The sequence below is a fragment of the Prevotella marseillensis genome, assembly GCF_900625065.1.
Classification (GTDB): domain Bacteria; phylum Bacteroidota; class Bacteroidia; order Bacteroidales; family Bacteroidaceae; genus Prevotella; species Prevotella rara.
The window spans coordinates 1,972,476-1,998,403 of sequence record NZ_UYXY01000001.1; the positions used below are offsets into that span (position 1 = coordinate 1,972,476).

The 25,928-nt window shown below is 48.6% G+C and carries 16 protein-coding genes and 3 pseudogenes; all 19 read right to left on the reverse strand.

Annotated elements, in window-relative coordinates:
* Positions 1-4 precede the first annotated feature (4 nt).
* A complete protein-coding gene (locus tag EJL04_RS08150) occupies positions 5-1,459 on the reverse strand; it encodes an ATP-binding protein (RefSeq protein WP_004309736.1) in 1,455 nt (484 codons plus the stop codon).
* 128 nt (positions 1,460-1,587) lie between these two features.
* Positions 1,588-2,199 carry an RteC domain-containing protein gene (locus EJL04_RS08155; protein ID WP_004309735.1) on the reverse strand — a complete coding sequence of 204 codons (612 nt, stop codon included), beginning with the start codon at positions 2,197-2,199 and terminating at the stop codon, positions 1,588-1,590.
* Positions 2,200-2,444: 245 nt separating this feature from the next.
* A complete protein-coding gene (locus EJL04_RS08160) occupies positions 2,445-2,858 on the reverse strand; it encodes a dihydrofolate reductase family protein (protein WP_004315319.1) in 414 nt (137 codons plus the stop codon).
* A 292-nt stretch (positions 2,859-3,150) separates the two neighbouring features.
* Positions 3,151-4,458: a sigma-54-dependent transcriptional regulator gene (locus tag EJL04_RS08165; protein ID WP_004309733.1), complete on the reverse strand. Its 1,308-nt coding sequence runs from the start codon at positions 4,456-4,458 to the stop codon at positions 3,151-3,153.
* Positions 4,439-6,784, reverse strand: coding sequence for a hybrid sensor histidine kinase/response regulator (locus tag EJL04_RS08170; protein ID WP_077154590.1), 2,346 nt, complete (start codon positions 6,782-6,784; stop codon positions 4,439-4,441). Before EJL04_RS08170 ends, EJL04_RS08165 begins: the two co-directional genes overlap by 20 nt.
* 179 nt (positions 6,785-6,963) lie before the next feature.
* Positions 6,964-7,557, reverse strand: coding sequence for a hypothetical protein (locus tag EJL04_RS08175; RefSeq protein ID WP_053397350.1), 594 nt, complete (start codon positions 7,555-7,557; stop codon positions 6,964-6,966).
* 4 nt (positions 7,558-7,561) lie between these two features.
* Positions 7,562-8,266 (reverse strand): DUF2589 domain-containing protein, encoded by a 705-nt coding sequence (locus tag EJL04_RS08180; protein WP_007749099.1) that lies wholly within the window; start codon positions 8,264-8,266, stop codon positions 7,562-7,564.
* 21 nt (positions 8,267-8,287) lie between these two features.
* Entirely contained in the window at positions 8,288-8,785 is a 498-nt protein-coding gene (locus tag EJL04_RS08185; protein ID WP_005680436.1) for a DUF2589 domain-containing protein, read from the reverse strand.
* 229 nt (positions 8,786-9,014) lie between these two features.
* Positions 9,015-10,715: a fimbrillin family protein gene (locus EJL04_RS08190; RefSeq protein WP_077154591.1), complete on the reverse strand. Its 1,701-nt coding sequence runs from the start codon at positions 10,713-10,715 to the stop codon at positions 9,015-9,017.
* A 63-nt stretch (positions 10,716-10,778) separates the two neighbouring features.
* Entirely contained in the window at positions 10,779-12,581 is a 1,803-nt protein-coding gene (locus EJL04_RS08195; RefSeq protein ID WP_077154592.1) for a fimbrillin family protein, read from the reverse strand.
* A gap of 34 nt (positions 12,582-12,615) precedes the next feature.
* Entirely contained in the window at positions 12,616-13,503 is an 888-nt protein-coding gene (locus EJL04_RS08200) for a fimbrillin family protein (RefSeq protein WP_077154593.1), read from the reverse strand.
* A gap of 99 nt (positions 13,504-13,602) precedes the next feature.
* Positions 13,603-14,490 carry a FimB/Mfa2 family fimbrial subunit gene (locus EJL04_RS08205; protein WP_004310046.1) on the reverse strand — a complete coding sequence of 296 codons (888 nt, stop codon included), beginning with the start codon at positions 14,488-14,490 and terminating at the stop codon, positions 13,603-13,605.
* A gap of 16 nt (positions 14,491-14,506) precedes the next feature.
* Positions 14,507-15,607: a DUF3575 domain-containing protein gene (locus EJL04_RS08210; RefSeq protein WP_008645876.1), complete on the reverse strand. Its 1,101-nt coding sequence runs from the start codon at positions 15,605-15,607 to the stop codon at positions 14,507-14,509.
* A 236-nt stretch (positions 15,608-15,843) separates the two neighbouring features.
* Entirely contained in the window at positions 15,844-16,875 is a 1,032-nt protein-coding gene (locus EJL04_RS08215; RefSeq protein ID WP_125104630.1) for a helix-turn-helix domain-containing protein, read from the reverse strand.
* Positions 16,876-16,890: 15 nt separating this feature from the next.
* Positions 16,891-18,447 carry an IS1634 family transposase gene (locus tag EJL04_RS08220; protein WP_125103887.1) on the reverse strand — a complete coding sequence of 519 codons (1,557 nt, stop codon included), beginning with the start codon at positions 18,445-18,447 and terminating at the stop codon, positions 16,891-16,893.
* Between the two features lie 100 nt (positions 18,448-18,547).
* A pseudogene (locus tag EJL04_RS16610) lies at positions 18,548-18,739 on the reverse strand (AraC family transcriptional regulator); the annotation flags it as partial.
* Positions 18,740-18,962: 223 nt separating this feature from the next.
* A pseudogene (locus tag EJL04_RS08230) lies at positions 18,963-21,482 on the reverse strand (helicase-related protein); the annotation flags it as partial.
* Between the two features lie 115 nt (positions 21,483-21,597).
* Entirely contained in the window at positions 21,598-23,400 is a 1,803-nt protein-coding gene (locus tag EJL04_RS08235) for a reverse transcriptase domain-containing protein (protein WP_008646012.1), read from the reverse strand.
* A 564-nt stretch (positions 23,401-23,964) separates the two neighbouring features.
* Positions 23,965-25,623 (reverse strand): annotated as a pseudogene (locus EJL04_RS16815) (DNA methylase); the annotation flags it as partial.
* Positions 25,624-25,928 lie beyond the last annotated feature (305 nt).

Below are 25,928 nucleotides of genomic sequence, written 5' to 3' on the forward strand. Positions count from 1 at the left end.
CCCGTTATTGTTGCAGGAAACCTTTACCTTTATCAGTAAGATAGTATTTCTGTTGCGGACTCTTGGAGCCTACGGGATAAAGTGAAAGGACCAAACCGGAATTTATTGCCGGATGGATATAGTTCTTTAAGAAATTCCTTTTATCTTTCATTCCCGTTTTCTCCATGATTTCTTTAGCAGAGAGAGTGTTGTTCCCAATAGCAGACAACAGTTTTCCTAACTGTGGGGTTACTGTGGGGTTACTATAGGGTTGCTGTGGGGTTGCTGTGGGGTCTTGTCCTACTGTAGTTCTTGTATAATGAAACACAATCCATACAGCATTGCCGTCGGTATGAAACTCCGGATCCGGAATACCGACACGGCGACATTCGTTTACCATAAGGGCTATGCCACGTCCCCAACTCTCCAATACTGCACTTTTGTACAGCACATTGGCTACTATCAGATTTTGTGGTTCGGAATTGTGGCCACCCAACAGTTTCTCAATGGTAATATCAGGCGGAAATGTTCCGCTGTTTTCAATCTCCACGCGGTCATCATAGATAGCAATCCCGACTGAACTGCCGGGGCGATGGTAAACACGATGTGCAAAAGCATTTATGCAACATTCTCTCAATGCCTTATATGGCACATTCAGTTCCTCTTCTCTGTACAAACCTTCAATTTTACCGGAAAGGGACAAATGCTTGAAGAAAAATGCCATTGCAGCATCCAGCAAGTTGAATATATTGCCTGTCACACGCTGATTATCTAAAAATTCATCTTTTGTCGTTCCTTTGAACCGGGCTAAACGGAGCAGACATTGGGGATAATGGTAGAAGTTTCGTCCGAATAGGACAACGGAAGCATTGTTCAGCTTTCCATCATTCAACAAGTCAAATTTTTCAAGGATGGTTCGGACATCCTCCTGCATAGAACCTTCCGGCAAACGTCCGCCTCTGATTCCTCCACGTACTGCGCCCAAGATTGCCGTTTCGTCAAGGTCGGATATTTTCAAGCTGGGATTTTGCATGGAATCCCAAGCATAGGTTCCGCCTCGCTGCATAACCAACAGGTTGTATATACCCTGCGGCATGGCAGATGTAACGCTCTCTATCCGTTGATAAGCCCTCCCCTTATAGGTGAACGGGCGCATATATCGTTGTTCTTCCGCTGATAAAGCTATAACACTTTTGTTCGTTCCCGGAATGTCTGTATAGGATATATCAATGGTCGCAAACGGCTCGATTCGTCTGATGGTTTCCGCAATATCGCGCTTCGTCTTGTCGCTCACTTCCTGACCGATAATCTTTCCCTTGTCGGTTACACCGAACAGCACCGTGCCGCCCGTACCGTTCAAGAAGGCACAAAGAGTTTCAATTCCACGCTCCAACTGCCCGGTAGTTTCTTTGAACTCAACTGTCCCGCCTTCGGCTCCGGCAATCAGTCCATTCAATATTTCGAGGTTATCTATTTTCATCCGTCATTGATTAATACTTGCAAAGTTAATGATTTTAATCGGCTTTCCGGCAGATAATAGAGTGATTGTAAATGAAGAAGGATAAGAAACCGTATAATCCGGCCGCTTATCCTTTGTTTGGCATTCGTTTATCTCCTCATCCGCTCCAATTCATCGTCATGTCGCATCTTCGCGTTCAGTTTGTCCTGCATCTTTTCAAGGAAGTAGGTGCGACTGTCGCTTTTCCTGCGTTTGATGTCCGTATAGAAGCGGTAGCAGTCTTTGGACTCCACACCGAAAAAAGAATAGAGGACAGGGGCAAGCTCTTTCAGCGAAGCCTTGCCGCCATTGATGCAGCCGGTGGCGTAGAGGGCATAGATTAGTTCTACCAACTCGACGGCATTACCGGTCCATTGCAGGGCTGGGACTGTGGCTTTGGTTTCGGATGTGGATGTTAGTGGTGGCACGGAGGTAATTGCAGAAGCGGATACCATCTTCTGCATCTTTCGGATGAATGATAACGCCTTGCGGATATACACAGTGACGACATTCTCCTCCGATGCCGACAAGTTCTGCGGATGGTGCTGTAATTCGATTTCGGCAAAAGCCAACGCCACAATAATATGCTTGGCATCATTGCCGCCGTAGCACAGGTTTATTACTTCCTGCACGAATCCGCCGTATGCCGTTTCCGTGCTACCGTTGTCTTTTCCGTTTATCAGGGCGAAAAACTGTGTTTCCGCCAATATGAGATGGTTCATTATCTTTTCTGTTTTGAGGGTTTACACTTGTTTATCAGTGTGCGCACACTGATATATGGGCAAATCATAGCCCTAAACACGAGAAAAGATTGTGAGAAAATTGTACTACATTGTTTTTCAGAAAGATAAAATTCAAAAATAATTTTATCCTTGATTGCATCCCTTGTGAAATGTGTTCAGATTCTGAACATGTGTTCACTTTCTGAACACGGAAATTCCGCCAAGATGTTCATAATCTGAACATTTTATGCCCGTGGCTCTTTATGATAGGTAAGCCGGATTACTCCGTCCCTATAAGTTTTGTTCTCCATAAGCCGCCAGTCATTCATAGGTAGTGCTGACTTGAAAAAATGCGCTCCGTTTCCGTCGATGGTTGGAACAACGTATAGTATGATTTCATCTATCACGTTCATCCGTAACAGTCCGTTGGCATATTCGGTATTCCCGGCAGTTACTTCCAACAAATGGCAAATGCTTCCACCTTCCTCTCTCCATTCTTGAAGCACGGATACCGAATAGTCGGATGTCAGCTTATACAGGGCATTGGCACGTATTTCATCCATACCGTAATCTTCGGTTTGAAGCAACCGCTTCCGGGGATGCAGTTTCATCGGACAGCCATCTATTGAGATAACGGCAAGTAATTGTATTTTCGCCATAACGTATTTCCTTTCCTTTTTGGCGAGGCAAAAAAGTAGCGTGCAATTCACACTACTTTCAAGCGATGGCTCTGGTAAAGCCTTTACGGAGAGTACGTGAATGCACGCTATGCGTAGGCATAGCATAAGCATCACGCAATCGTCTCCGTAGTTTCAATTTACCAGATTTTCGCTCGAAACGCCTTGCGGTCTTATGTCTATATCATCGGCGAAAAGTTACCCAATCGCCTGCTATTTTCTGAAATACAATTGCAAAGTTAATCAATTATTGCCATTTACAGCCATACTCCGGTCAGTTTTCTTCATTCAATCCATATTCTACCAATTTATTATACAGCGTTGTCCTGCCGATACCCAGTATCTTTGCAGCCATTTTCTTGTTACCGGCTGCTTGTTTCAAAGCACGCAGGATACGTCCTCTTTCTTCATCCCCGCTCTTCAATGTAAAACAAGCGGAAGTAGCGGACGGTTCATTGTCAAGTTCCAAATCGGCTTCGGTTATCATATCGCCTTCTGATTGCAGGACTGCCGTCTGTATCTTCTGTTTCAACTCGCGCACGTTGCCCGGCCACGCATGGGCGAGCAGGGCATTACGGGCAGATGCGGCAAAACCTTTTACTTCACGTTCCAACTCACGGTTTGCCATTTCACGGAAGAACTCGGCCAATGGCATGATGTCTTCCGGGCAGTCGCGCAAGGGCGGCATGGTTATCACATACTCCTGCAAGCGATAGAGCAAATCCTGCCGGAACCGCTTTTCCGTTACGGCTTTCTGCAAATCCTCGTTGGTTGCAGCCACTATCCTCACGTTGGCTGTTTTGTCCTCCTTTGCTCCGACGGGACGGTAACGGCGTTCCTGTATGGCGCGGAGCAGCATCTGTTGCATCTCCATTGTTAGGTTGCCCACTTCGTCAAGGAACAGCGTGCCGCCATCCGCTTCCAGAAAATACCCCGTCTTGTTTGCTTCGGCACCCGTAAACGCGCCCTTGACGTGTCCGAAGAAGGCGGATTGTATCAATGACGGGGACAAGGCTCCGCAGTCCACTGCCACAAAAGGTTTATCGGCAAGTTTGCTTTGTTGGTGTATATGTTGTGCGATATGTTCCTTGCCCGTACCGTTCTCGCCCAGTATCAGCACGCTCATCCGGGTGGTGGCTACAAGGCGCACACGTTTCTTGATTTTCTGATAGGCTTCGCCCTGCCGGACGAATATCGGAATGTTCCATTGTAGTCGCTTTTCATGTTCTTTTTGCAGGGTGCGGATAAGCGGTATCAGTTTATCCTCCAACAACTGTTTCTGTATGTAATCCTTTGAGCCGAGCTTCATACTTTCCACTGCCGTATGCACCTCCCCGTAATTGGTCATAACGATAAACACCTGTTGTTTGTCGTTGGCACGCATCCACCGTAACAACTCTATGCTTTCACCGTCGGGGAGGCGTAGGTCGGCAACGACAATATCATCCACCTCTGACTTTACCAATAGTTTCTTGGCAGTGGCAAGATTATATGCCGACATAGTATCGAAGCTGTCTTTCTTCAGCAGGTTGCAGACATAATCGTTATAGACGGGGTTGTCCTCAATCACAAATACTTTCATCCGACAACCTCCTTTCCTTTTGCGCAAGTTCTATGATAACTGTTCCCATACGAAGCATGGCATCCACGCATTTCCGCAATTCCATTTCGGAACATTCAGATTCTTGATGCAGCAGTTCATACAGGTTCCACAAGGGTTTGTCAGCACGGATAACAGCCCATGAACTTCGCTGACGGTGTATCCATTCGTCCAACGCCTTGCGGTCATTCCTCTCCATGATTTCCCGGACAGCCTGCATATCCTTTTCTGTTTCGGTTATCAAACGGTCAAGCATCGCCCGTTTGTCACCATATGCAAGCAGAGAGGACAAGTCGGGAAGTTCATCCTTGTCCGTACTTATCAAAAGGCATTTGTCTGATACAGCAACCAGTTCGGAAATGGAAAATGGCTTGAACAGGCAGGCGGTAAATCCATTTTCCAACAGCTCCTCTTCGCTGCAACTGCCGGAGGCGGTCGCCACGACAATGGGAATCTCTTTCGAGTTGCTGACACTTGACGAGCGTAACAACTCCAACACCTCATAGCCGTTAATCTCCGGCATCTTCATATCGGTTATCATGAGGTCGTATGTGTGCTGCCGCATGGCTTCCATTGCATCGCCAATAGTGGTGAACGTGTCGCAATGCACACCTATACCAGCATACATTTCCTTTGTCATGGATAATACCATCGGATTGTCGTCCAATACGATGACAGAATAAGGTCTTTCTATATGAGCCAGACTTTCTGCGGCTGTCTGTTCTTCAATACCAATATCGGCAGTGTTCATTGGCAACTCCACAGTAAAACGACTGCCTTCTCCTTTTTCGCTTTCCAAGCGTATAGTGCCGCCAAGCATCCCGACTATCTGTTTCACAATGCTTAACCCCAATCCGAAACCGTCTTGCGTGGCGGCGTTGGAAAGCCGCTCGAACGCTCCGAACACTCGCTGTTGTTCTTCCGCACTCATGCCGGTTCCGGTGTCCTCTACTACAAGGGTCAGCCTATTGCCGTCATAGCTTATGACAAGTGAAACGCTTCCGGCATTCGTGAACTTGACGGCATTGCCCAGCAGGTTGTCGCATATCTGTATGATGCGCTCCTTGTCGCCATTCAGGATAATACCCTCCGGGCACTCGATGGTAAGTTTAAGATCTTTTGCTTCTGCTTGTTGCGTAAACTCCGTTTGCAACAGCTCCGCGATGTTTTCCAAACGAAACGGACGGACATTCGCCTGTTCCTTGCCGCTGTCCAAGCGGAAGAAGTCAAGCAGGGAGTTGAGCATGTCGGTCATTCTCTTGGAGGCTTGCAGGATATTGTCCGCATAACCGCTTATCTTTTCTTCTTCGTTGTCCTGCATCAGTTCCGCATATCCATGTATGGCAGTCAGTGGTGTGCGTAGCTCGTGGGTGATGGTGTGCATCGCTTTCTTGCGTGAGGCTATCAACGATTCGTTTTGTTTTACGGACTTTTGCAGTTGCCCGATTAAATCTGTTGTCTTACGTTTGTACTGCTTGATGCGGGTGGCATAGCGGTGAATGATGATGTATGAAATAATGAGCAACAGCAGCATGACACCCGTTATGATACCTACCTGCAAGAACGACTTTTCACGCATAGCGGATATTTCCGCCTCACGTTCCTGCAAGTCAGCCTGCACCTTGTGGTCCATCTGCTGGATAAGGGTTTGCAGTTGGCGGTTCAGTTCCGCATTGCGGCTGGCAAGGCTGTCGGCATATTCCGACAGACGATGGCTTTGGGCACGTTGTTGCGCTATCATATCACGGTTCAGTGTGTAGAGCATCGTGGTGGTCGTCGTCGGAGGTGCTTCCTGTTTCTTGCCGAACAACCCGAGAAAACCTTTCCTCCTCTGTTTCTTCGGCTCTTCCTGCCTGCTCGTTTGCACTATCACCGGCACCTGCTTGGCTATCCGGCGGTTGATGTCCGCCTGTTGTTCCAGAGCCTCCATGATGGCGCACAGCCGCTTTTCCTTGTCCTCCAGCAAGTGGCGCACGCTGTCTATGCGCACCGATTCGTAATGGCTCTTGAAGCGGCAAAGCATACTATCCACCGTCATCCGTTGCCGCCGGTATGCCGCCACATCCTTATCGTCCCATTCCAGCACCGACTCGCCCAAAAGAGACAACTCCACCACACCCACATACGCATCGTGTGTTTCCTTGCGGAAGCGGTTGATTTCACGGTTCTCCCGTTCCAGCAACTCCAAGTCGCGCCATTCTCCGAGCCACGTGCAGATGATGCCGCCCACCAGCAGGACTATCAACAGATAGCCTGCGGCAAGCAGCTTGCGGAAATGCTTGGTAGTGGTAACGAATTGTTCGCTCATTTGCTGTTTGTGTAAATACCGTTATTTAAAATACGCATATAGGTCGTGGAACTTCGCAGGTTCATGGATGAGAATGGCGGCCATGCTGCCTATGACCGCCACCAGAATTATATATCCGAATAGAATTCTACTCCTCAATGAAACAACCATTCTTCCCTTATTTACAATTGTTATAATTATTAAGGCATCTGACCACCGGCGATAGGTGGAATTTCTGTTAGTATGGGATTTCTCGGGATTGAGTTAAAAATTCTTTGGCCACGTATGGCTTGACTTGGAGGAGCGTTTTCATTTACATCAAGCCGATAACATCTATCGTTAAATGTTATAATTCCCCAAATACCAATGGTTCCTGGGATTCTCGCCAATCCTTCAGTAGGTTTAAAAAGAACAACATTATCTATTATTCGATTTTTAACCGCCAGATTCCATGATGTTTTAATACTATTGTTAGGCGTTGGAATATGAGCAACATACCTAATGCCATTGTGCCTAAAACTGGCCATATAACACCCCGAAAAACCTGAACTTAAAGTATCTATGCCATTTGAAGCAACGACTGCTATTCCATCCGCAATATATATGACACAGGCATAGTCTAATCTAAGAAAACGATAGTTACGGGTATATCCTTTTATTTGAAATGTCAAATTACTTTGCGTGGCAATCGGAGGGGTCAAACCTACATTATAAATATTTTGATAATGAAACCGTGCAATATTTGTCATTACTGCTCGACTGTTTGGCAATCTTAATGCTTGAATCAAATTCATATATTTACTTACTGTTACTTTCGTTTGTTATAGGCTCGATACATGATGCCATTATATCCATCAGTTTAGACAGACCTTCGGTCTGCGGCTGCTGACTGGCTGTCACATGTATCTGGTATTTTGCCGTTTGGTTGGTCATGCGGGTGTTCTCGCGGGCGGTCGTGACTTTGCCGCTGATTTCCGCATTTATAAACCAATGTTTTGCAGAAGCTTTTGCCTCTACTTCTGCGTTGGTAGTGCTTTTTACGTTTGATGTATCGGTAACCTCCATCTGGAAATCGACATCCACGCGATCTATGAGCAGGGAAGGAATAGGCACCAATCCTATAAACGGAGCCTTGACACTTTGTGACATTGTTGTCATTTTTCCATCCTGCTGTATCGGTCTTTCGACATCGAATTCCAATATACGCGCTTTATTGCCGCTTTTACCATCAAATGCAATTTGCTGGTAGAAATTCCATGCTGTCGCTGCCAATTCCTGTTGTGCTTCGGCTGCTGCAATAAGTGGAGCTGCAATAAGTTCCCGCATGGGAAGCCCCTTGAATTTGTCAGTCACGTTTGAATCTGCTTTAAGAACTGGAGAAGTTTCTCTGTTTTGAGTCTCTTCCAATGCAGCGGAGATAATTTCTTTCGCCTGTCCGCTTACATTTTCATTCAAGTTTTCCGCATTTTCTTGTTGCCCTTGGTTCTTTATTTCTTCTGCCATAACATTTGAATTTTAAAATTGTTAGATATTTTTTACAAAATCGTCAATAATTCGGGAAATGCTCTCCGGAGTCTCCTGAACCTTAAAATTGACGCAAACCTCCATGACATCATCCGCATCCGGTTTTATGTTGCTCATCTGCATCTGGAGATTGGCTCTTTGTGGGCTGGATAACAATAAGTTGTTTTCCGGAATCTGTGATTCCACGCTTCCGACCTTCGCCTTGAACTTTATCTGCACATTATCCATCGCAAGATAATGATGGGATATCAAAGCTATAAGTGGAATATCAATAGTCTTGTCTCCAACCATGATTTTTTTCGATTGGAACGTATTTGCGTTATTTGCATTTGTTCCTTCAAAAAGTCTGGTCAGATTTTGTATCTGATGATTCTGCAATGTATCTTGTGCACAGTTTACGGCGTATTGCAAACCATTCATAATATCAGAGAATGAATTGGTTTGAACACTGTCCGGCTCATCGTCATTATTTTTCTTGTCTCTGTGAAAAAGTCCCATGTTTTTAATTTAATTACTTGATTTGTTGCCTTTAATGAGCACCAATCTTGGCAATGTCCGGCTTACAGCTTCCATATTTACACTGGAGTCTATATTATTATTAACAATGCCTTGATGCCAAAACCTATATGGTGGATTCTCCGTGTGTTCCATCACGTCCTCCTTTTTTTATTGGGGTTATACTTCGTTTAATGTTCGTTGCGGACGGAACATTTCCGCCCGCAACGGCTTACTGCTTCCTCAAGGTAGGCAATGCTCCGTTAAGTTCGTAACGCCACTTTGAGCCTGCGTTCTGCAAGGCGGTGTTCATGGCATCAACGGCGTTCTTCCAGGTAACGCCAGTGCCGTCCACCTTCGTGGCTTCGGTGCTTTTCTTATTGTAGCCGATACCTTGTTCATGATTGTTCTTCCAATAGCAGGCGGTCATCACGTTGGCGTAGTTATTTCCCAAAAAACCGCCGATATGTACATAGCCAGTGCTACTACCCGTACTGGTTACGTTGCCCGTGGCATAGCAGGCAAGGAGGCTGCTTCCTGCGTTCATTCCCACCAGACCGCCGCCAGCGATATTCTTTTTGGGGGCTATTTCTATGGTCACGTTGCCCGTGGCATAGCAAGCGGTCAGGGTGGCACTCGAATTCGTCTGACCTGCCACGCCGCCGACATCGACCGTTCCCTTCACTGTGGCCGAGGAGCTGCATCCGGTGATGGAACCGCCTATTTGAACACCCACCACACCGCCGACATACACCGTGCCGCTGACGCTGCCCGACACCGAGCAGTTTTCAATGGTGCCCCAGCCAGATCCTACCACGCCGCCAATACTGCCGCCATATATTTGATTGCTTGTTATCTGTACGCCCTCCATCACCACGTTCTTCACCGTACCAGCTCTATTGAGCCAGCCGAACAGACCCGCAAATTCGTCATTTGTCGTAAAGGTCAGCCCCGTAATGGTATGGCCGCCACCGTCGAAGGTGCCTTTGTATGAGTTGTCGTAGTCTGTGCCTATCGGTGTCCAGTCTTTGCCTGTGAGGTCAATGTCAGCGGTGAGGGTAATGTTTATGTCGGTCTTACCTCCGTTCACTAATTCGGCTACATTCAGCAGGCCGTCGGCGTTATAGACCGTGTAGCTGCCGTTGCTCTCTATGGTATAGCCCAGGTCTTTTGCCGCAGCGAGGGAGACGGTGTAGGTATATTCACCGCCCGCCTGCCAGTCGGTAGCATTCTTCATCTTATAAACGAAGGTCTTGCCGTTAGTGAAGGTGCTGGTAATGAAGGCTGTGCCAGCTGCCACACTTTGCGGGGCGACGATGGCGGTGTAGGTGTTGCTGCCCTTGTCATACGGGACGATTATATCCGGGTTGTCGCCTTCGGTGGAGAGACCCGTCAACTGCACGGATGCCAGCCCCTCGGTGTAGTCCGTCAGAACGACGGTCACTCGCGCCGTGCGGTGGGTGAAGCGGAGCGTGGGGCTACCGTAGATCACCTTCTGTCCGTCGGCTACGATGAGGTCGCTGGTCTCAAAGTCTTTCTGGGCACTTTGGTTGGCTTTTACCTTTACCGCAGGTGGGGTTGTCTCGCCAGCGGTGTAGGGCCACCACGCTGTGACGGTGATGTCGTTGTGGTTGGTCCAGTAGTACGGGTCGGTGGAGGTCAGCGTGGCGCTGGTGGGGTCGGCGGTGGAGGGCGTCACGTTGTACGTCTTCACCATGCCGTCCATCAGAACTGCCACGCTCTGCACACCCGTCCAATTGCCATTCGCGGGGGCACGGGTGCCGGCGATGGCTGTCGCAGCGGGGTTCAGCCCCGTGGCGGTGAAGACGATGGATGTGCCTTCCGCCCCTTCCGGCAGGAAGCCTGCTTCGTCCTGCGTGCAGGCGCCCAATAAGAGGGCGAGCGCTGCAAGTGCAAAAAATCTTGTCTTCATTATATCTGTTGTTTTATTACTCTGGTTCTTTCCGTTGTGGGCGGAACTTTTCCGCCCGACGGTTTACTGCTTCCTCAAGGTAGGCAATGCTCCTTTAAGTTCGTAACGCCACTCTGAGCCTGCGTTCTGCAAGGCGGTGTTCATGGCATCAACGGCATTCTCCCAGGTAACGTTAGTGCCGTCCACCTTCGTGACATTGGTGCTTCCCCTATTGTAGCTGATACCTTGTTCATGATTGTTCTTCCAATAGCAGGCGGTCACGGTAATGTAGTTATCTCCCAAAAAGCCGCCGATATGTACATGGCCAGTGCTACTACCAGTACTGGTTACGTTGCCCGTGGCATAGCAGGAAAGGAGGCTGATTCCGTCGTTGAATCCTACCAGACCGCCGCCAGAGATATCCTGTGTGCGGTCTATTTCTATGTTCACGTTGCCTGTGGCATAGCAAGCGGTCAAGGTGGCACCAAAAATCGTCTGACCTGCCACGCCGCCGACTTTGATCGTTCCCTTCACTGTGGCAGAGGAACTGCATCCGGTGATGGAACCGTCCCTTTGAACACCCACCACACCGCCGACATACATCGTGCCGCTGACGCTGCCCGACACCGAGCAGTTTTCAATGGTGCCCCAGCTATATCCTGCCACGCCGCCGGCATAACCCGACCTGTGATTGCATGTTATCTGTATGCCATCCATCACCACATTCTTCACCGTAGCGGCGCCATTATTGAAATTACCGAGATAGCCGAACAGACCCGCATATTCGTCATTTGTCGTAACGGTTAGCCCCGTGATGGTATGGCCGCCGCCGTCGAAGGTGCCGGTGTATGAGTTGTCGTAGTCTGTGCCTATCGGCGTCCAGCCTTTGCCTGTGAGGTCAATGTTTTTGTCGAGGGTAATGTTTATGTCGGTCTTACCTCCGTTCACTAATTCGGCTACATTCATCAGGCCGTCTGCGTTATAGACCGTGTAGGTCTTGGTGTTGCTGTCGTAGTTGTAGCCCAAATCCTCAGCCTCACCACTCTCGCCGCCGCCGTCAACCCAGCTGCCGATGGTGCAACCCTCTAACGTCAGGCCGGTGGCGTTCACCTTAACGGTGTAAGAATAGCGGTTGCCAGCCTCTAATACGACGTTGTTCTGCGGGCGGAAGTAGAAGGTGCCGCCGCCGAGTTCCACCCGGACGAACGGCTTGCCTGCCACAACGGTCTGCGGGGCAGTCAGTGCCTCGTAGGTGTTGCCGCTTGCGTTGTAGGTCTTGATGGCAGTCGGGTTGCCGTTATCGGCGGACAGGCTCACGAGGCTCACCGTGGCACCGTCCACGCTCGTGAATCCCGTGCCGGGCTTCAGTTCGATTGTCACGCGTGCCGTGCGGTGGGTAAATTCAAGAGTCGGGTTGTTAAATTCCACCTTCCGGTTCTCAGCAGAGATGAAATCGCTGTTTTGGAAGTCAGCCAGTTTGCTTTGGTCTTCTGCCACCTTCACGGCAGGCATCTGTGTGATGTCAGCCTTGTCGAAGGGGCACCATGCCGATACGGTAATCGGGGCGCGGCTGGTCCAGTAGTACGGGTCGTTCTCGCGTGAAAGCGTGGCACTCTTGAAATCGGTAGAAGCCGTTACGGTGTATTCCTTTACCGCATCGCCCATCTTGAGTGCCACGGAAGTGACGCCCTGCCAGTCGCCGTCCACAGAGGCACGGGTGGAAGGGGCTGCCAGCGGCGTTGCTTCTACGGACAATCCGGTGGCACGGATGACGACGGGGTATTCACCTTCGGGCAGACGGTTATCGCCAGCAAGTTCGTCCTGCGTGCAGGCGGCGAGGGCGAACAGCAGTGCGGTGGCTGCGGGGATAAATAATCTATGTCTCATAATTCTTCATTCTAATCGATTAATTATTAACATCCTACAGGTCAGCACCCACATCTCCACCGTCTATATCGTTCCACTTTGCAATGGTGGCTTCGCTGACTTCAAGGACTTTGTTGCGTACCTTGACGGTATAGGTATAGTTGTTGCCCGCCAGCAGTGCGCCATCGGGCATGGTGAGTGTGGCATGATATTCCTGACCTTTGTAATTCACAACCAACGGCAGGGATGCAACTGTCTGCGGGAAGAGGATGATCGATGACGTGAGATTGCCGTCTGCCAAATTCATGGTCAGTTCTCCGGTCTGTGCCCCGTTGTCTGCGGTGGCAATACCGTCGGCCGTGTTGAACGTACCGGTGAGTAACAATCCGTCCAGCGTGTAACGTTCAGGCTTGACCACACTGAAATTCACGCCGTCGCCCGCCTCGAAGGTAAGGGTTATCTGGCTCATGCGGTGGTGGAAGGAGTTGTCTTCACCGCCTTTGGCGGTTTTGTCGGTGAAGCTTACTACCGGGTTGTTTTTGTCTCCCGTGGCTCCTGAAGCAAAGAGGAAGTCGATGGCAGACTGGTTCTGCTGCGCCGTGGCATCGGTTGTGGCTGCGAGGATGCCTCCCGCCGCGTTGTACGGATAGTAGGCGCGGAAAGTATGGGTCTTTGTATCTTCGATATAGATAACCTTTCCTTCTGCCTCAAATTTCCCGTTTTTCAGGATGAAAGGCACGTTGCCGTACTGGGTGTCGTTGCCGATGTCGGTGATGCCGATACGGTCGCCGGCAGTCCAGGTGGTTCCGCTGGCGCGGGTGGCGGGGGCGATGTTGGCGGTAAACTGGGCGGCCACGGGGTCACCGTTCAGGTTCTCGTTGTCGTTGTTGCAGGCTACCAGTGCGAGGGCGAGCATCGCAAGTGCAAAAAATCTTGTCTTCATTATATTCTGTTATTATATTAGTTAAATTCCATTTCAATAATTGCTGCACCTTAGCAAAATCAAAGCAAGCTTTGCTTCTGCGTTCGGTTTGCTAATTATTTACAAATCGGCATTTACATCATCACCTTTCACTTCTTCCCAGCCGTTGATTTCGACTCCGTCCACTTCCATGCCTTCGGGAGTCTCAACCAGCGTTCCGCCGAGGGTCAGCGATTCGCCCTTTCCGGTGTTGAACCCCTTGAGGGCTTCCGTGATGTCGCTTTTCAGCGTCGTGGGGGTCGGGTTGCCGTCCGCATAGCGGATTTCACCCGTCAGCAGTTGTTCCGTGCCGGTCACACCCAGCAACCGCACCGTGGCTTTCCACTTGCCGGCATCGTCACCTTCGGTTATCTTGGTGAAGGGCAGCACGACGTTTGAAGCGGCTCCGTAGGTATCGGTAGCGAAATCGAGAGTTCTGGCTGCACCCGTCAGATGGGCAACAATCTCCGTGATGCGTCCGGCGGCATCCCCCGTCGGTTTGATGATAAGCGTCAGTTCGCGTACCTGCTGCTTCATTGCGGCGGTCAGCGGATAGTCCTTGTCTTTCTCGATGCTCACCTGTTTCGTATAGGTGAAGAACCATCCCGGGGCATTGTTCACAAAGGCATCCGTTCCTGCCCGGTTTCCCGTGGCTGCGGCAATGGTGGCGGTGGTACCATTTACCATGATTCCTTCAGCAGGGTTCCACACCGCAAGGGTGTAGCTGCCCGGAGCAAACAGATGGTTGGGGGCATGGGTGGCGGAAGTCTCCGTACCCGTATAGTCACCCATGGTAACCGTCCATGTGGTAGGTATGTCGATACCCTCACCGCGTGCCGACCAGTCGGCTGTCACCGCAATCTTCCCATAGTCGGGATGCGGCGTGTCATAAAGCGTGTCCTTCACGCAGGAAGAGAGCAGCACGGCGGCTGCCATTCCTACCATATTTATATATTGTCTTGCTTTCATACTCTATTCCTCCGTATTAGAATAACTTCCATACCAATGTCACACCGGCGTTGATGGGGCCACACCAATTTTTTGTCTCGTTGCCACAGCGCACGCGCACACCATCGATGACTTCATATTTTTCGAAATCGGCATTCAGGTAGCCCAAACCGAGGTTGAAATCAAGATCTAATGCCTTGTTTAGTCGCAGCTGATAGCCGGCGGTGATGCCGCCACCCATCAGGTCGCCCTGCTTGCCTGTTTCGGAAAGCTTGTAGTTGAACTGTCCAGCCTTGAACATCGCGCCCAGATGCCAGGCTTTCTTCTCACCCATATAGTAACGTACTTCCGGAGCCACTTCCCAGAGTGCATAGCGGCGGTCTTTGTCACTCCAGCTCCAAGAAGTCCACGAGCCGTTTACGGCAATGCCCCACGATGGACAGATGCGCCATTCAAGTCCTAAATCTGGTGTCAAGGTAGCCCAGCGCAGCAGGTTGGCACGCAGGGAGAGATGATAATCAGTTGTGATTTTGGTTTCCGACAGCGTGTCGGCAAGTGTATTTTGTTGAGCGGTTTTCTCGGCTTCTGCCTTTTCAGCGGCAAGTCGGGCTTCTTCCGCCTTGCGCTGCTCTTCGGCAAGCCGTTCCTGCTCGGCACGCTTCTCGGTTTCTAAGCGTTCGGCTTCCGCCTTGCGTCGTGCTTCTGCTTCCGCATCCGTCACGGCTGTTTCCTTTACCGGTACCGTCAGGCGCACGGTGACAAAATCACCCTCTGTCACATGATTGCGGGTAATGAAGTTTTCTTCCTTGATTTTCGCTCGTGTAATCAGTTCTGATTTCACACGGTTGGCACGAATCTTCGCTGTTGCAAGGTTCTTGACTTCACTGCTCTGCGAATTGCAATATCCGTCAACCAATAGCGGCAGTTTGCCGTCAAGAATTGTTGCTTTGTTGTTTTCGATACATTCCAACAGGCGGGCAAGTTCCGTGTCATTGCCATTCCAAGGCACGTAGAACATGTCCTTCTGCGTAACGAACCGGAAGGTGTAGGTCGTGTCTGCTTTCTGCTGCGCAATGACAGGAAAAGTTAGCGTCATCAGCCACAGAAACAGGGTAAGAAAAGTGATTTTTCTGCTCATATAAACTTGAATTCATTATCTTTGTCATCTCCAAAGGTAATAAATGCCATTCAGCGCCCAAAATATTACAAAAACTTTTTCTGTTGAAATACAGCGTTTTATAAAAAATTGTCGTTTGAGCACTTTTCAAATTGTCGTTTGAGCACCTTTTTGTCGAATTAGCACTTTTTTGTCGCTTGAGCACTTTTTGAAAATGGGCTTCTGAGACCTTTTTCATCGGCTTTTTACCACACAAATTATTCCAGATTTGCTTTTTTCCACTTGCCAGGCGTACATCCTTCCTTTTCGGTAAATGATTTGATAAAGTTACTGCGAGAAAGAAAGCCGGAAGACTCAGCCAGCTTCTGTATATTGATTTCCGGATGCTCCTTCAGTATGTTTTTCGCATACTCCAACCGGAGACCGGTTATCCATTCGCGGAATGTCATTTTATACGTAGTCTTGATATAAGCGGAAAGATAGGTACGGTTCGTATGAAGTATTTCGGACAGTTCTTTTATGGTAAGTCCCTGCTGGACATAGCCGTCTGTCTTTATCCAGTTGGCCACTTTCTCTATAATTTCTGTATAGGACACTGGAACTTCTTTCTCAGAAACTATTTTAGGTTCTGTTTCTGTATCTGTCAGAAGTTCTTCTTCAGACTGTATATCTTGCTCAAAAGCATTTTCCACCTGTTCATAGAACAGCAGGTAGTTCTGATAGCTGTAGAAAAGATAGCTGTAGAACGGTATTGACGACAAAATCCAGATAAAAACATATTTGTCTGGCAGAAATGTCAGCAATCCGCATCCGACACCGAAGATAACAGCCCAATAAGTGAATATGGAAAGCCATTCGATATATGTACCTATATCATCCGCCTGAGTTTCATTGAAAATCCGAATGGCTCTACGGTATGCAATTATGACTCTGCGAGCTAAAACGACTCCAAAAACGACTAACCATACAGCTAAAGCAAATAAAGAGAATTTTTGCATGATTCCGCTTGGCAACAGGAACAACACAACTCCGGAAAGAGTTGAAAATATAATCCATAAAATGATATGTGTCCACACACGCCGTTTGGTAATGTAAAAACGATCAAGCAACATTATCAATGCCGAACTGAACAGAGAATAGCACAGGAAGTATGTGGACATGTTCATCAATATGGCAGAATCCGCATTTTTGAATCGGATACCAAAGAAGAAATGTACCGAATAATTTGCCGAAAGCAGCAGCATAGCTATACCCATAATCTGTCGGGAGCGGAGATAATTCTTGAAAATTTTCTCCTGACTTCGTCAACGTGTCACCCAAAAATCATCAGTAAACAATGAAGCAATGCGTTGATGACGTTTCATCAGCATAGTTCTGTTGATAGTCTGCTTACTTTGAGGCAATGTCATCTGTATAGTCACTATAGTTTTAGCAAGTTCGAGCACCTTGTCCACACTCATATTTATGCCTGATAGTTTCAGCAGACGCTCCAATTCCTTGTAAACTTTCAAGGCCACGAAGCAGATACAGACATGTGCTTCTATCCTGCGCCTTGTAAAGTGAAACATTGGTCTTATCTCAATCTTTGATTTTGATATGCGGAAAGCTCTTTCAACATGCCACAGGTTATGGTAGGCGGCATATACGTCATTGACGTGTATATTCGTATTGGTAAGGTATCCTTTGAGACCATCCCATTTCGCATCCTTCTCCAGTTTCTCGTAATTGATGGTCACCTTTACATTTCCTTCCATTTTCAGGAATTTGTTGTATCCACGCTTGTTGATATTGTCTTTGGTAAGCGTACCTCTGTGGTATGCCTTCTCCAGACGGCGTATACCTTTCTCACGGTTATAAGCATCCTTTCGGGCACGCTCTTCTGTATATCCGACCAACAACCTCTGTCCGTTACCTTTATCGTATTCAACCATTTGGCAGTCCGTCTTAGGCTGCTCCAGTATCCATTCCTGTATCTTCCTGCTCTCGTTCTTGATTTTCGCACCGATGATATACTTGTAACCGTTTGCTTCAAGGTCGGCTATATTATCGTTGTTCATCAACCCTGAGTCAGCCACCACGACAAAATCTTCCAGCTCATATTTCCGGACAAATTCAGTCACTACCGGAAGCATCGTGTGCCCCTCGTACTTGTTGCCCTCATGGATGCAATACGCAAGCGGATAGCCGCCAATGCTGACCAACAGTCCCAATATAATCTGAGGGTTCTGATGACGCCCTTCCTTGGAGAAACCGGTTTTGCGAAGCTCGTCCTCATAGTCCGATTCAAAATAGAGTGTGGTGACATCATAAAACAGCACACCGATGTGGCCGCCTAAAATATTCTTCGTGTGAAGGACGCTTATGTCCTGAACTATCTTATGTTGGTTATCGCTCAGTTTGTCCAAATAACGATAGATCTTCGACAGGCTGACATCTTCGTCAAAATGATTCTTCAGATACTCCACTGTCGCAGCTTTGCTTGCAGGATAAGACAAACGGGCTTTTACAAGTTGGCGGAATACCTCATCATCTATCCTGTTGAATCCAACGCTGTCAAAGACACGGTCAAGTATCAGGTCCGCTCCATTGATCGAGATGTTGGTTATGCACGAAAGCATCTGTTCGGCACTCAGAAGTTCTGCATCACACTTCTTACGTTCCTCACCGAAAAGATCCAGCCGTGGATGGCGGTGTTCCTGTTCCTCATATATCCATTTACGACCTTTCATTACGAGAGAATCTACCTCTTCTTGAGTGCGCGCTATACCTATAGTGGTAAGCTCATTCATCTTGCCCTTGACCTTTTCAACCACTATGACACCTACATTGCCTGATGGGTATTTCTTTTTACGTATAAACATGTTTTTTGCATCGTGTCACCCTAAAATGGGTGACACAAAATTACAAAATATTGTTTATCAACGAATTATAATGTTTAGTTTTTTTGAGTGACGAAGTCAGGAAGAAGAAATGTACCGAATAATTTGCCGAAAGCAGCAGCATAGCTATACCCATAATCTGTCGGGAGCGGAGATAATTCTTGAAAATTTTCTTTTCAGGAGTCTTTGCAAACAAAAAATAAAAGCCGAAGAATAACATCAACGGCAGTGCGGTATAAAGTGAAAAACTGTATATAGATATAGATGGCTCCATTGTTATGCTTATTTGATTTTGATACAAAGTTACGTCTTTTTCTTCACAAATAGACACATAATCTATGATTTAACGTTATAGATTCGGTCATATTAGATTGAAAAATTATTAGAATTAAAGCCAGTGGTGAAAAATTCAACCACTGGCTTTTTCTGTCAAGACTTCGATATTAAAGTTTTACACCTTTGGATTCCGATAAACCGAGTCTCCCTATAATTAAATGACTGCGTACAAAGTCCACGTGCGGGCTTTCCGGCTGTTGTTCCGTCTGTTTTTTCTCGTTGCCTTGCCGGTTCTCTTCCGTGTTTTCCTGAGCCGGAGCCAGCTCAAGCTGTATCTTGCGGTCCAGTGCGGCGAGTTCGGACTTCAGCTGTTTCAGCTCGTCCTCCTTCTTCCACACCTTGCCCGCTATCTCCTGCAACTGCGGAATCTCCTTTTCCAGCACTTCGTTCTTAGACTTGTACTGGTCGATGATGGTCGGAATCCTCTCCAATGCGTTCAGAAAGTTTCGTGCGGCAGCAATCGGGTCTGCCATCGCCAGATGCCCGTTGTTGTAGGTGTACTTGTAGTTCCCCTCCACCACGAAGCGGTTGTCGGTGAACTCCAGACCTTCTTTGAGTGTCCTCTCGCTGACCACCTTTATCGGAAAGCCGTAAAGTTCCCCGACAGCCTTGTACAGTCCACCAGTCGTGGCGTTCTTGGCGATTTCCTGCAAACGCTTACCGATGACCTTCTCATCCGTTGAATCCACGCCGTCCACCTTAACAAGATTAAGGCGGCTGCTTTCCTTATCAGTCTGCACAACGGAAAGAAAACGGTTCCAGTCTTCCGTCATGGCTTCGATGAAAGCCGTGTTGTTGCGCAGTTCTCCCGTCTTGGATTCCAGCTTGAACTCCGAATCGCGCTTGCCCTTGTTGAACGACTTGCGTTCCCCTTCGAGCGAGGCGATACGCTTCTCTAATTTCGCCTTATCCAAAAGGTCGGTATTGCCGGAGAGCAACGCCATGTATTCCGAGAAATTCATGCCCGATTTTTCGTCCATTGCCCCCTCGTCGATGGTACGTGCGCCCATCGCTCCGCTTTTGAGCTGCGATATGAACGTCTGCTTGCAGTGCAGCAGATTGAACTTGTAGCTGTCCAGCGACTTTTCCACCGCGTAGATGATGACATCCACGTTGTTCTCGGCAAAATGCTTGGCAATCTCGTTCCCGGCTCTAACACCCCGTCCGTCACGCTGTTGCAGGTCGGACGGTCGCCACGGTGTATCAAGGTGATGGATGGCGACACATCTTTTCTGCGCATTCACGCCCGTTCCGAGCATACTTGTGGAGCCGAACAGCACGCGTACCGTCCCGGCGTTCATGGCATCTATCACCGCCTTACGAGCCTTATCCGTCTTACACTCCTGAATGAAGCGCACCTCACTTGCCGGTATGCCGTAATCCTCCACCAACTTGCGTTTTATCTCGCTGTACACGTTCCATCCTTCCCCCGGCTGGTATGTCCCCAAGTCGGAGAATACGAACTGCGTACCCTTGTGCGCCTCGTACTTGTGGTAATACTCTGCAATCATCTTGGCACAATGGCTTGCCTTGTTGTCGGGATGGTCCTCGTAGTTCGGGTCTATCATGCGCATATCAAGAGCCATCTTTCTCGCGTAGTCGGTGGCGATGAGCATCTTCGCCTTTTCCTCCGTTTCCGACAGGGGTAACCTGCCAAGCAGAGTGGCATCGCCGGTTTTGGCAAACTGCATCAGCTTCTGTATGAAGTCCTCCTGCTCCGGTGTGGGCGGTATGTGGTGCAGTATCTCATTCTTGTTTGGTCTGTCCACACCTACATCCTCCGCCGTGCGGTAGTCGGTAATCTCGTTGTAGAAGGCGGCAAGCTCCGGCACCTTGATGAAATAGCGAAAACGCTCCTTCTGAACGATATTGTTCGTTACGTTGAACTCAAAATCGGTCGTCTTTTTGGCGAAGATGGCAGCCCAAGCATCGAAACAGCGGATGTCCTGCCGTTCCAGTTCGTTGGGGCGCAGGTATTTGAAGAGCAGGTACAGTTCCGTCAGACTGTTGGAAATGGTCGTGCCCGAAAGGAACGTAGCCCCCAAGTCCTTGCCCGTGCGTTCCTGTATGGTACGGATGGCAAAGAGCATATTCAGGGCCTTCTGGCTTCCTTCCGAGTTCCCCAATCCCGCCACACGGTCATGACGGGTGTTGAAAGTCAAGTTCTTGAACTGGTGACTCTCGTCAATGAAGATGTGGTCGATGCCCATCTGCTTGAAGTCCACCACATCATCCGTGCGGGACTTGATAGCGTGTTCCACCTTCTCCAGCTTCGCCACAAGGTTGTGCTTGCGCTTCTCCAGCCCTTTCAGCATCGCCCGCGACACGTTCTTGCCCTGCTGCCGCAAGACTTCGAGGTTTTCCTCCACCGTATCAAGCTCCGCCTGCAGGATGCGCTGCTGCAACTCCGGTGACTGCGGTATCTGGCCGACTGGGTCGTGCGACATGATGCCGCAATCGTAATCGTTATTTTTGATGTTGTTGAAAAAACGCACGCGGTTGGCGGTCGAGAAATCCTTTTCAGAAGCGTAGAGAATCCTCGCATTGGGATATGCCGCCTGATAGGTGGCGGCAATCTCCGCCACATTCGCTTTCAGCCCGATAATCATCGGCTTGTGCGCCAAGTTCAGACGCTTCATCTCATGTGCCGCTATGCACATTATCAGCGTCTTGCCGGTTCCACAGGCTAAGCGCAAAGCGCCTTGCCGTCCTTTCGGACGGTAGGTTTCTAAACGCTCGCCACCGAACCGTACGTACACGTCTCCATGTATACGGCTCTCCATGGTTATTTTCAGTCTATTTCTTTTCATGAATCTTACGATAACAATTTTCACATACTGCTATTGTTTTTCTCTGTCTGGCAATCATGAAGCGTTCCCACTCCTGTTTGCCTTTCAGGTCTTTTAGCTTGCGGACATGCACCATTCTAAGGTTGTCCTCCGCTCCGCAATATTCACATTCACGGGCTTTCAACCGAGCCATAAGGCTGGTACTTTCAGTCCCGCGATAACTGGGCATGATATGCGCATTGTCAATACGCGCGTCTTTTCTCTGCTTGAACCCTCCATGATAAATAGTACGTTCCAACATTTCGCCCTTGTTGTTTTCATACCTTACTGTAAAGACTTTATTCCGGCAATATTTACGGATTATTTTCCTTACGGTTGATTCATACTTGGATGATAATGTTTTATACATACTCTCTTTCATGTAGTAATAGAAACTATTGAGAATGTTGACATTGTTTGCAATACAGTAGTAGTTATAGATTCCCCGAATTTCCGAATTGTATCGGTTGAGTATTTCAAGGTCATCATTACTACGGAGATACGGGCGTGAGGTCGATTCCCATGCTTCCTTGCCATTCTTGATTATTATGCGCATCGCATTATAGTCAAGCAGTTTCTTTCTCATAACCTCATAAGGCAGGAGAAGAACCACTTTATGGTCAAGTGAGCGTATGGGGATTCCTCTGAAATCCTTTCTCGTCTTGTCCGTACTGCGGACTGTAACATCAAAGCCGAGAAATTTGGCTGCGTCGTGTGAGTTGGTGATTAACGTCTTTTCATCCGAAAGTTCGAGTTTCAACGTATCTTGCAGAAAGGTCTTAATGTCCCCCTTTGCTTTTACACAGTCCTCTTTACTTCCGATTACGCAAATCAGAAAATCATCGGCATAGCGTACATACCTCATGCGTTTGAAGTTTTCGTCCATGTCAAGAGTTGCAGGAAGTTGTTGCATCTCACGGTGGAGAATGGCTATCTCCCTGCGCAATGCTTCTTTCTTCTGCTCGTCTGTTTCATTCTTCAGTTTCTTTACACGTTTGTCCTTACGATTTGCAACCCTTTTATATTCGGGGTTGCGTACACGTGCTTTACCTTTATTGAAGACGTTTATGTAGTTCCGCATAAATTTATCGAGTTTGTCAAGATAAATATTCGCCAAAATCGGACTTATTATGCCTCCCTGCGGTGTTCCGATATAGGAATTTTTGTACTCCCATTGTTCCATGTAGCCTGCTTTGAGGAATTTACGTATCAGTCGCAGGAAACGCTCGTCATTGATTCTTTCAGCAAGGATTCCGATTAAAACATCATGGTTGATGTTGTCAAAGAAACCCTTGATGTCTCCCTCGATGAACCAACGTGCTCCCGTACCTCCCTTTTGTAAGGAAGCCATAGCCGTATGACAGCCACGGTGTGGTCTGAATCCATGCGAGCAGTCTTCAAAATGACCTTCGTAGATGGATTCAAGAATCATCCTTACAACTTCCTGTACAAGTTTGTCCTTAAAGGCTGGTATGCCTAAAGGACGTTGCTTGCCATTCTTTTTGGGAATGTAAATTCTCCGTGCAGGGCACGGACGGTAACTTTCGTCTTTCAACTGTCCAATGATAGAGTGAATGTGCTTTATGCTCATTCCGTCTATGGTCTGCCCGTCTGTGCCTTTCGTATAGTTGCCCGCATTCTGCGACAACTTTTGATAGGCAAGTGCGTACAGATTTTCATTGAACAGCAGTCGGTAAAGCCGTTCAAACTTGTAATTAGGGTCTTGGCTGTGCCCAGCCAGACTGTTTAATACATTTGCTGAATCTCTCATAATGTCTCACACATCATTCGTTAAACATATTAAATAATAACTCACTGTCTCCCTTCGCCATGTACAAGGCTTTCCCTTGCTCGGACTACTACGGAGACTCTGTTGTCATATAGGATATTCAGGGGGCAAACCCCATAGCCTTTCGGCATTCCTACTTAGACAATCCCCATTTAGACATATAGTAACATAGCTCAATAGATTGTCGGATGCGATTTTCGTCCTTTTCCGCTTATTGCGGCTGTTCTGCAATCGGTTTTCGGCTCTCGTACTTGAGGTAGGAAAGTAGAAGTATTGCAGCCCGACGTTTGTAACTATCTTCCGTCGGGGTTTACCAACTAACAACTCGGACTGTCGTTCAAACAGTATAGTCTTCATCCTCATATCTATCATTTCATTTAGACATTCAGTAGCAGCATGATAGTTAGCTGACTTATGCCGTTTCCAACATGCGACACTCCCCACCGCCTTTCGGCTAAGTGGATAAGTTGGCTAATGACCGGCGTTGAAAACCCTTGCCGGGTAGGTTGCTAAGCCTACATTTACTATATGCCCTTATGGGCGCAGCACCTCGTGGTCGCAGATCCCGCCGCCGTTCTGTTTCAGCATCCAGACGCAATCCTTCTGCGACGGATAAACGCTTTGAATACCCCGGCTTGCCAATCCTTTCAGATTGAGGTCGGGAAACGTCTGGTGCGAACCGTCATACTTCGGGCGCACGAAACAGTTGAACTTGCGGTTATACATTGTCACGAGCCGTTCCTTGAACTGCGGCGACTGCTCTTCCAACCATTCCGAGAACCCGTTGCGGATTTCGTCAATCTTGGCGTTGGCGAGCTGTATGCCCTCGCTGTCACGCACCTTGATGTCGTTGCCGTTCTCATCTTTGCCAATACTTTTCATCATGTCGGGACAGGTGTTGTGCAAAGCGTGTTTCAACAGGTGCATACCGTCATAGTTCCGGTAATAGCCCTTTACCAGAAACTCGTCCGTGATCTTCATGGTGCGGTAGCCGCACGCCACGGAAAACTCGTCCATGCTGGCGGAATAGGCGATTTTCACGTCCGTGTCGAAAAGATGGCTCATGTAGGCGGCATACACGCCCGTGGGAATCCAGCGTTCACCGAAGTTGAAGTCGAGGTCTTCAAAGGCGATACGCTGCGGCTCGGCTTCCTTCAAAGCCTCCAAAGCCTGTTTCACTTCCGGCAATCTTTCGCTTTCCAGATTATTTTCCATCCATGCCTCTATACGCTCCGCCTTCTCTATCACGTTTCCCGCGATGAAGCGGTCTTTAATCTCGTAACCGGTTACGAGCGGATTGTAGAAGATACGCCCCTTGAGGGCATTGAGAAGCTCCTCTTCCGTACTGTCTGTTATCCCCCGCATATAGTTGAGATTGACCGTACCATACTTGTTGAGCGATGCAGACAAGGCTTCTTCCGGAGAACCGACGTTGGCATGGTTCTCCACCGAGAAGGAAACGGGACGGTCGAAGATGTCCGCTTTGACGAACTTGCCGTCCTCCGCACGTTCCAGCGAAAGGATGTCGCGCCCTCCGGCGTCCATCATCACCAGTTTCACGTTCTGTTTGGCGTTGAGGTTGCCATAACGCATGACAAACTCGTCGTAACAGGTGTTCAGGTGTTCACGCCAAGGTACATTTTCCTCACGTCTGTTCGATTCATAGCGGTACAACCGCTCGTATGCGTCACGGAGCGATACATACAGCAACGCTTTCTCTTTCTGATAACCGGTTAGTCCAAGCGGCTGGAAGGTTGCACCGTAGGGAGTAATGTCCTTCAGATAACCGATGTCGCGTGCCCTGTTTGCCACCAGCGACCCTTCACGCAGGTGCATTTCCGGCGTGCGGTGATAGGGACGCGGCGTAAGGTCGAGGGCTTCTTTTTTCGGCTTTTCCGTTTCAAATTCCGGGAACAGGGAAGTGGCAACCGTTTCGGAAGTAGGCACAACTTCTGCCGGTGTTTCAGGTTGCTTTATTTCTTCCGTTTGTTCCGGCTTTTTATCCATATTGTCCGAAGAAGGCGCAAAAGCAGGGTTCAACGTGTCTTTGATACCCATCTTTTTCAGTTGTTCCTGCCTGTGCCGTTCTGCCTCAAGCCGTAGGGCCTTGCGCCGTTCCGCTGTCAGACTCATCATTGTCTCATAGAAGCCGTTGATGGGAGGATTGGTTTCCCAATCCAGAGTGGCGTAAATGTCGTCCGGGTCGTTTGGCTTTTCGGCATTTTCCGGCTTTTCTTCCTTATTACCGTTTACCGGCTTGGCGGCTTCAACGGGTGGAGTAACTTTGACCTGCGGTTTAGGCGTGGACGGCATAGGCTTCGGCTTGCTTTCCTTTTTCGCTGCCTTTTTCTTTTTTGCCGGTTCCTCTATGGGCATACCCCAAAGGTCGAGCAGGGTAAGCTGCACGGCTGACGAATGGTTGGGTTGGCGCGGCTCAATCTCCGGCTTTTCCTCTATGGGCTGTGCCTGCGGCTTCTCCACTCCCTTGACAGGCTCAATTACAGAAACGG

Coding starts and splice junctions, on each gene's coding strand:
- EJL04_RS08170 (WP_077154590.1), bottom strand. CDS start 6,784: ATGAGCGAACAATTCGTTACCACTACCAAGCATTTCCGCAAGCTGCTT.
- EJL04_RS08205 (WP_004310046.1), bottom strand. CDS start 14,490: ATGAAAGCAAGACAATATATAAATATGGTAGGAATGGCAGCCGCCGTG.
- EJL04_RS08200 (WP_077154593.1), bottom strand. CDS start 13,503: ATGAAGACAAGATTTTTTGCACTTGCGATGCTCGCCCTCGCACTGGTA.
- EJL04_RS08155 (WP_004309735.1), bottom strand. CDS start 2,199: ATGAACCATCTCATATTGGCGGAAACACAGTTTTTCGCCCTGATAAAC.
- EJL04_RS08195 (WP_077154592.1), bottom strand. CDS start 12,581: ATGAGACATAGATTATTTATCCCCGCAGCCACCGCACTGCTGTTCGCC.
- EJL04_RS08150 (WP_004309736.1), bottom strand. CDS start 1,459: ATGAAAATAGATAACCTCGAAATATTGAATGGACTGATTGCCGGAGCC.
- EJL04_RS08220 (WP_125103887.1), bottom strand. CDS start 18,447: ATGTTTATACGTAAAAAGAAATACCCATCAGGCAATGTAGGTGTCATA.
- EJL04_RS08190 (WP_077154591.1), bottom strand. CDS start 10,715: ATGAAGACAAGATTTTTTGCACTTGCAGCGCTCGCCCTCTTATTGGGC.
- EJL04_RS08235 (WP_008646012.1), bottom strand. CDS start 23,400: ATGAGAGATTCAGCAAATGTATTAAACAGTCTGGCTGGGCACAGCCAA.
- EJL04_RS08175 (WP_053397350.1), bottom strand. CDS start 7,557: ATGAATTTGATTCAAGCATTAAGATTGCCAAACAGTCGAGCAGTAATG.
- EJL04_RS08210 (WP_008645876.1), bottom strand. CDS start 15,607: ATGAGCAGAAAAATCACTTTTCTTACCCTGTTTCTGTGGCTGATGACG.
- EJL04_RS08165 (WP_004309733.1), bottom strand. CDS start 4,458: ATGAAAGTATTTGTGATTGAGGACAACCCCGTCTATAACGATTATGTC.
- EJL04_RS08180 (WP_007749099.1), bottom strand. CDS start 8,266: ATGGCAGAAGAAATAAAGAACCAAGGGCAACAAGAAAATGCGGAAAAC.
- EJL04_RS08160 (WP_004315319.1), bottom strand. CDS start 2,858: ATGGCGAAAATACAATTACTTGCCGTTATCTCAATAGATGGCTGTCCG.
- EJL04_RS08185 (WP_005680436.1), bottom strand. CDS start 8,785: ATGGGACTTTTTCACAGAGACAAGAAAAATAATGACGATGAGCCGGAC.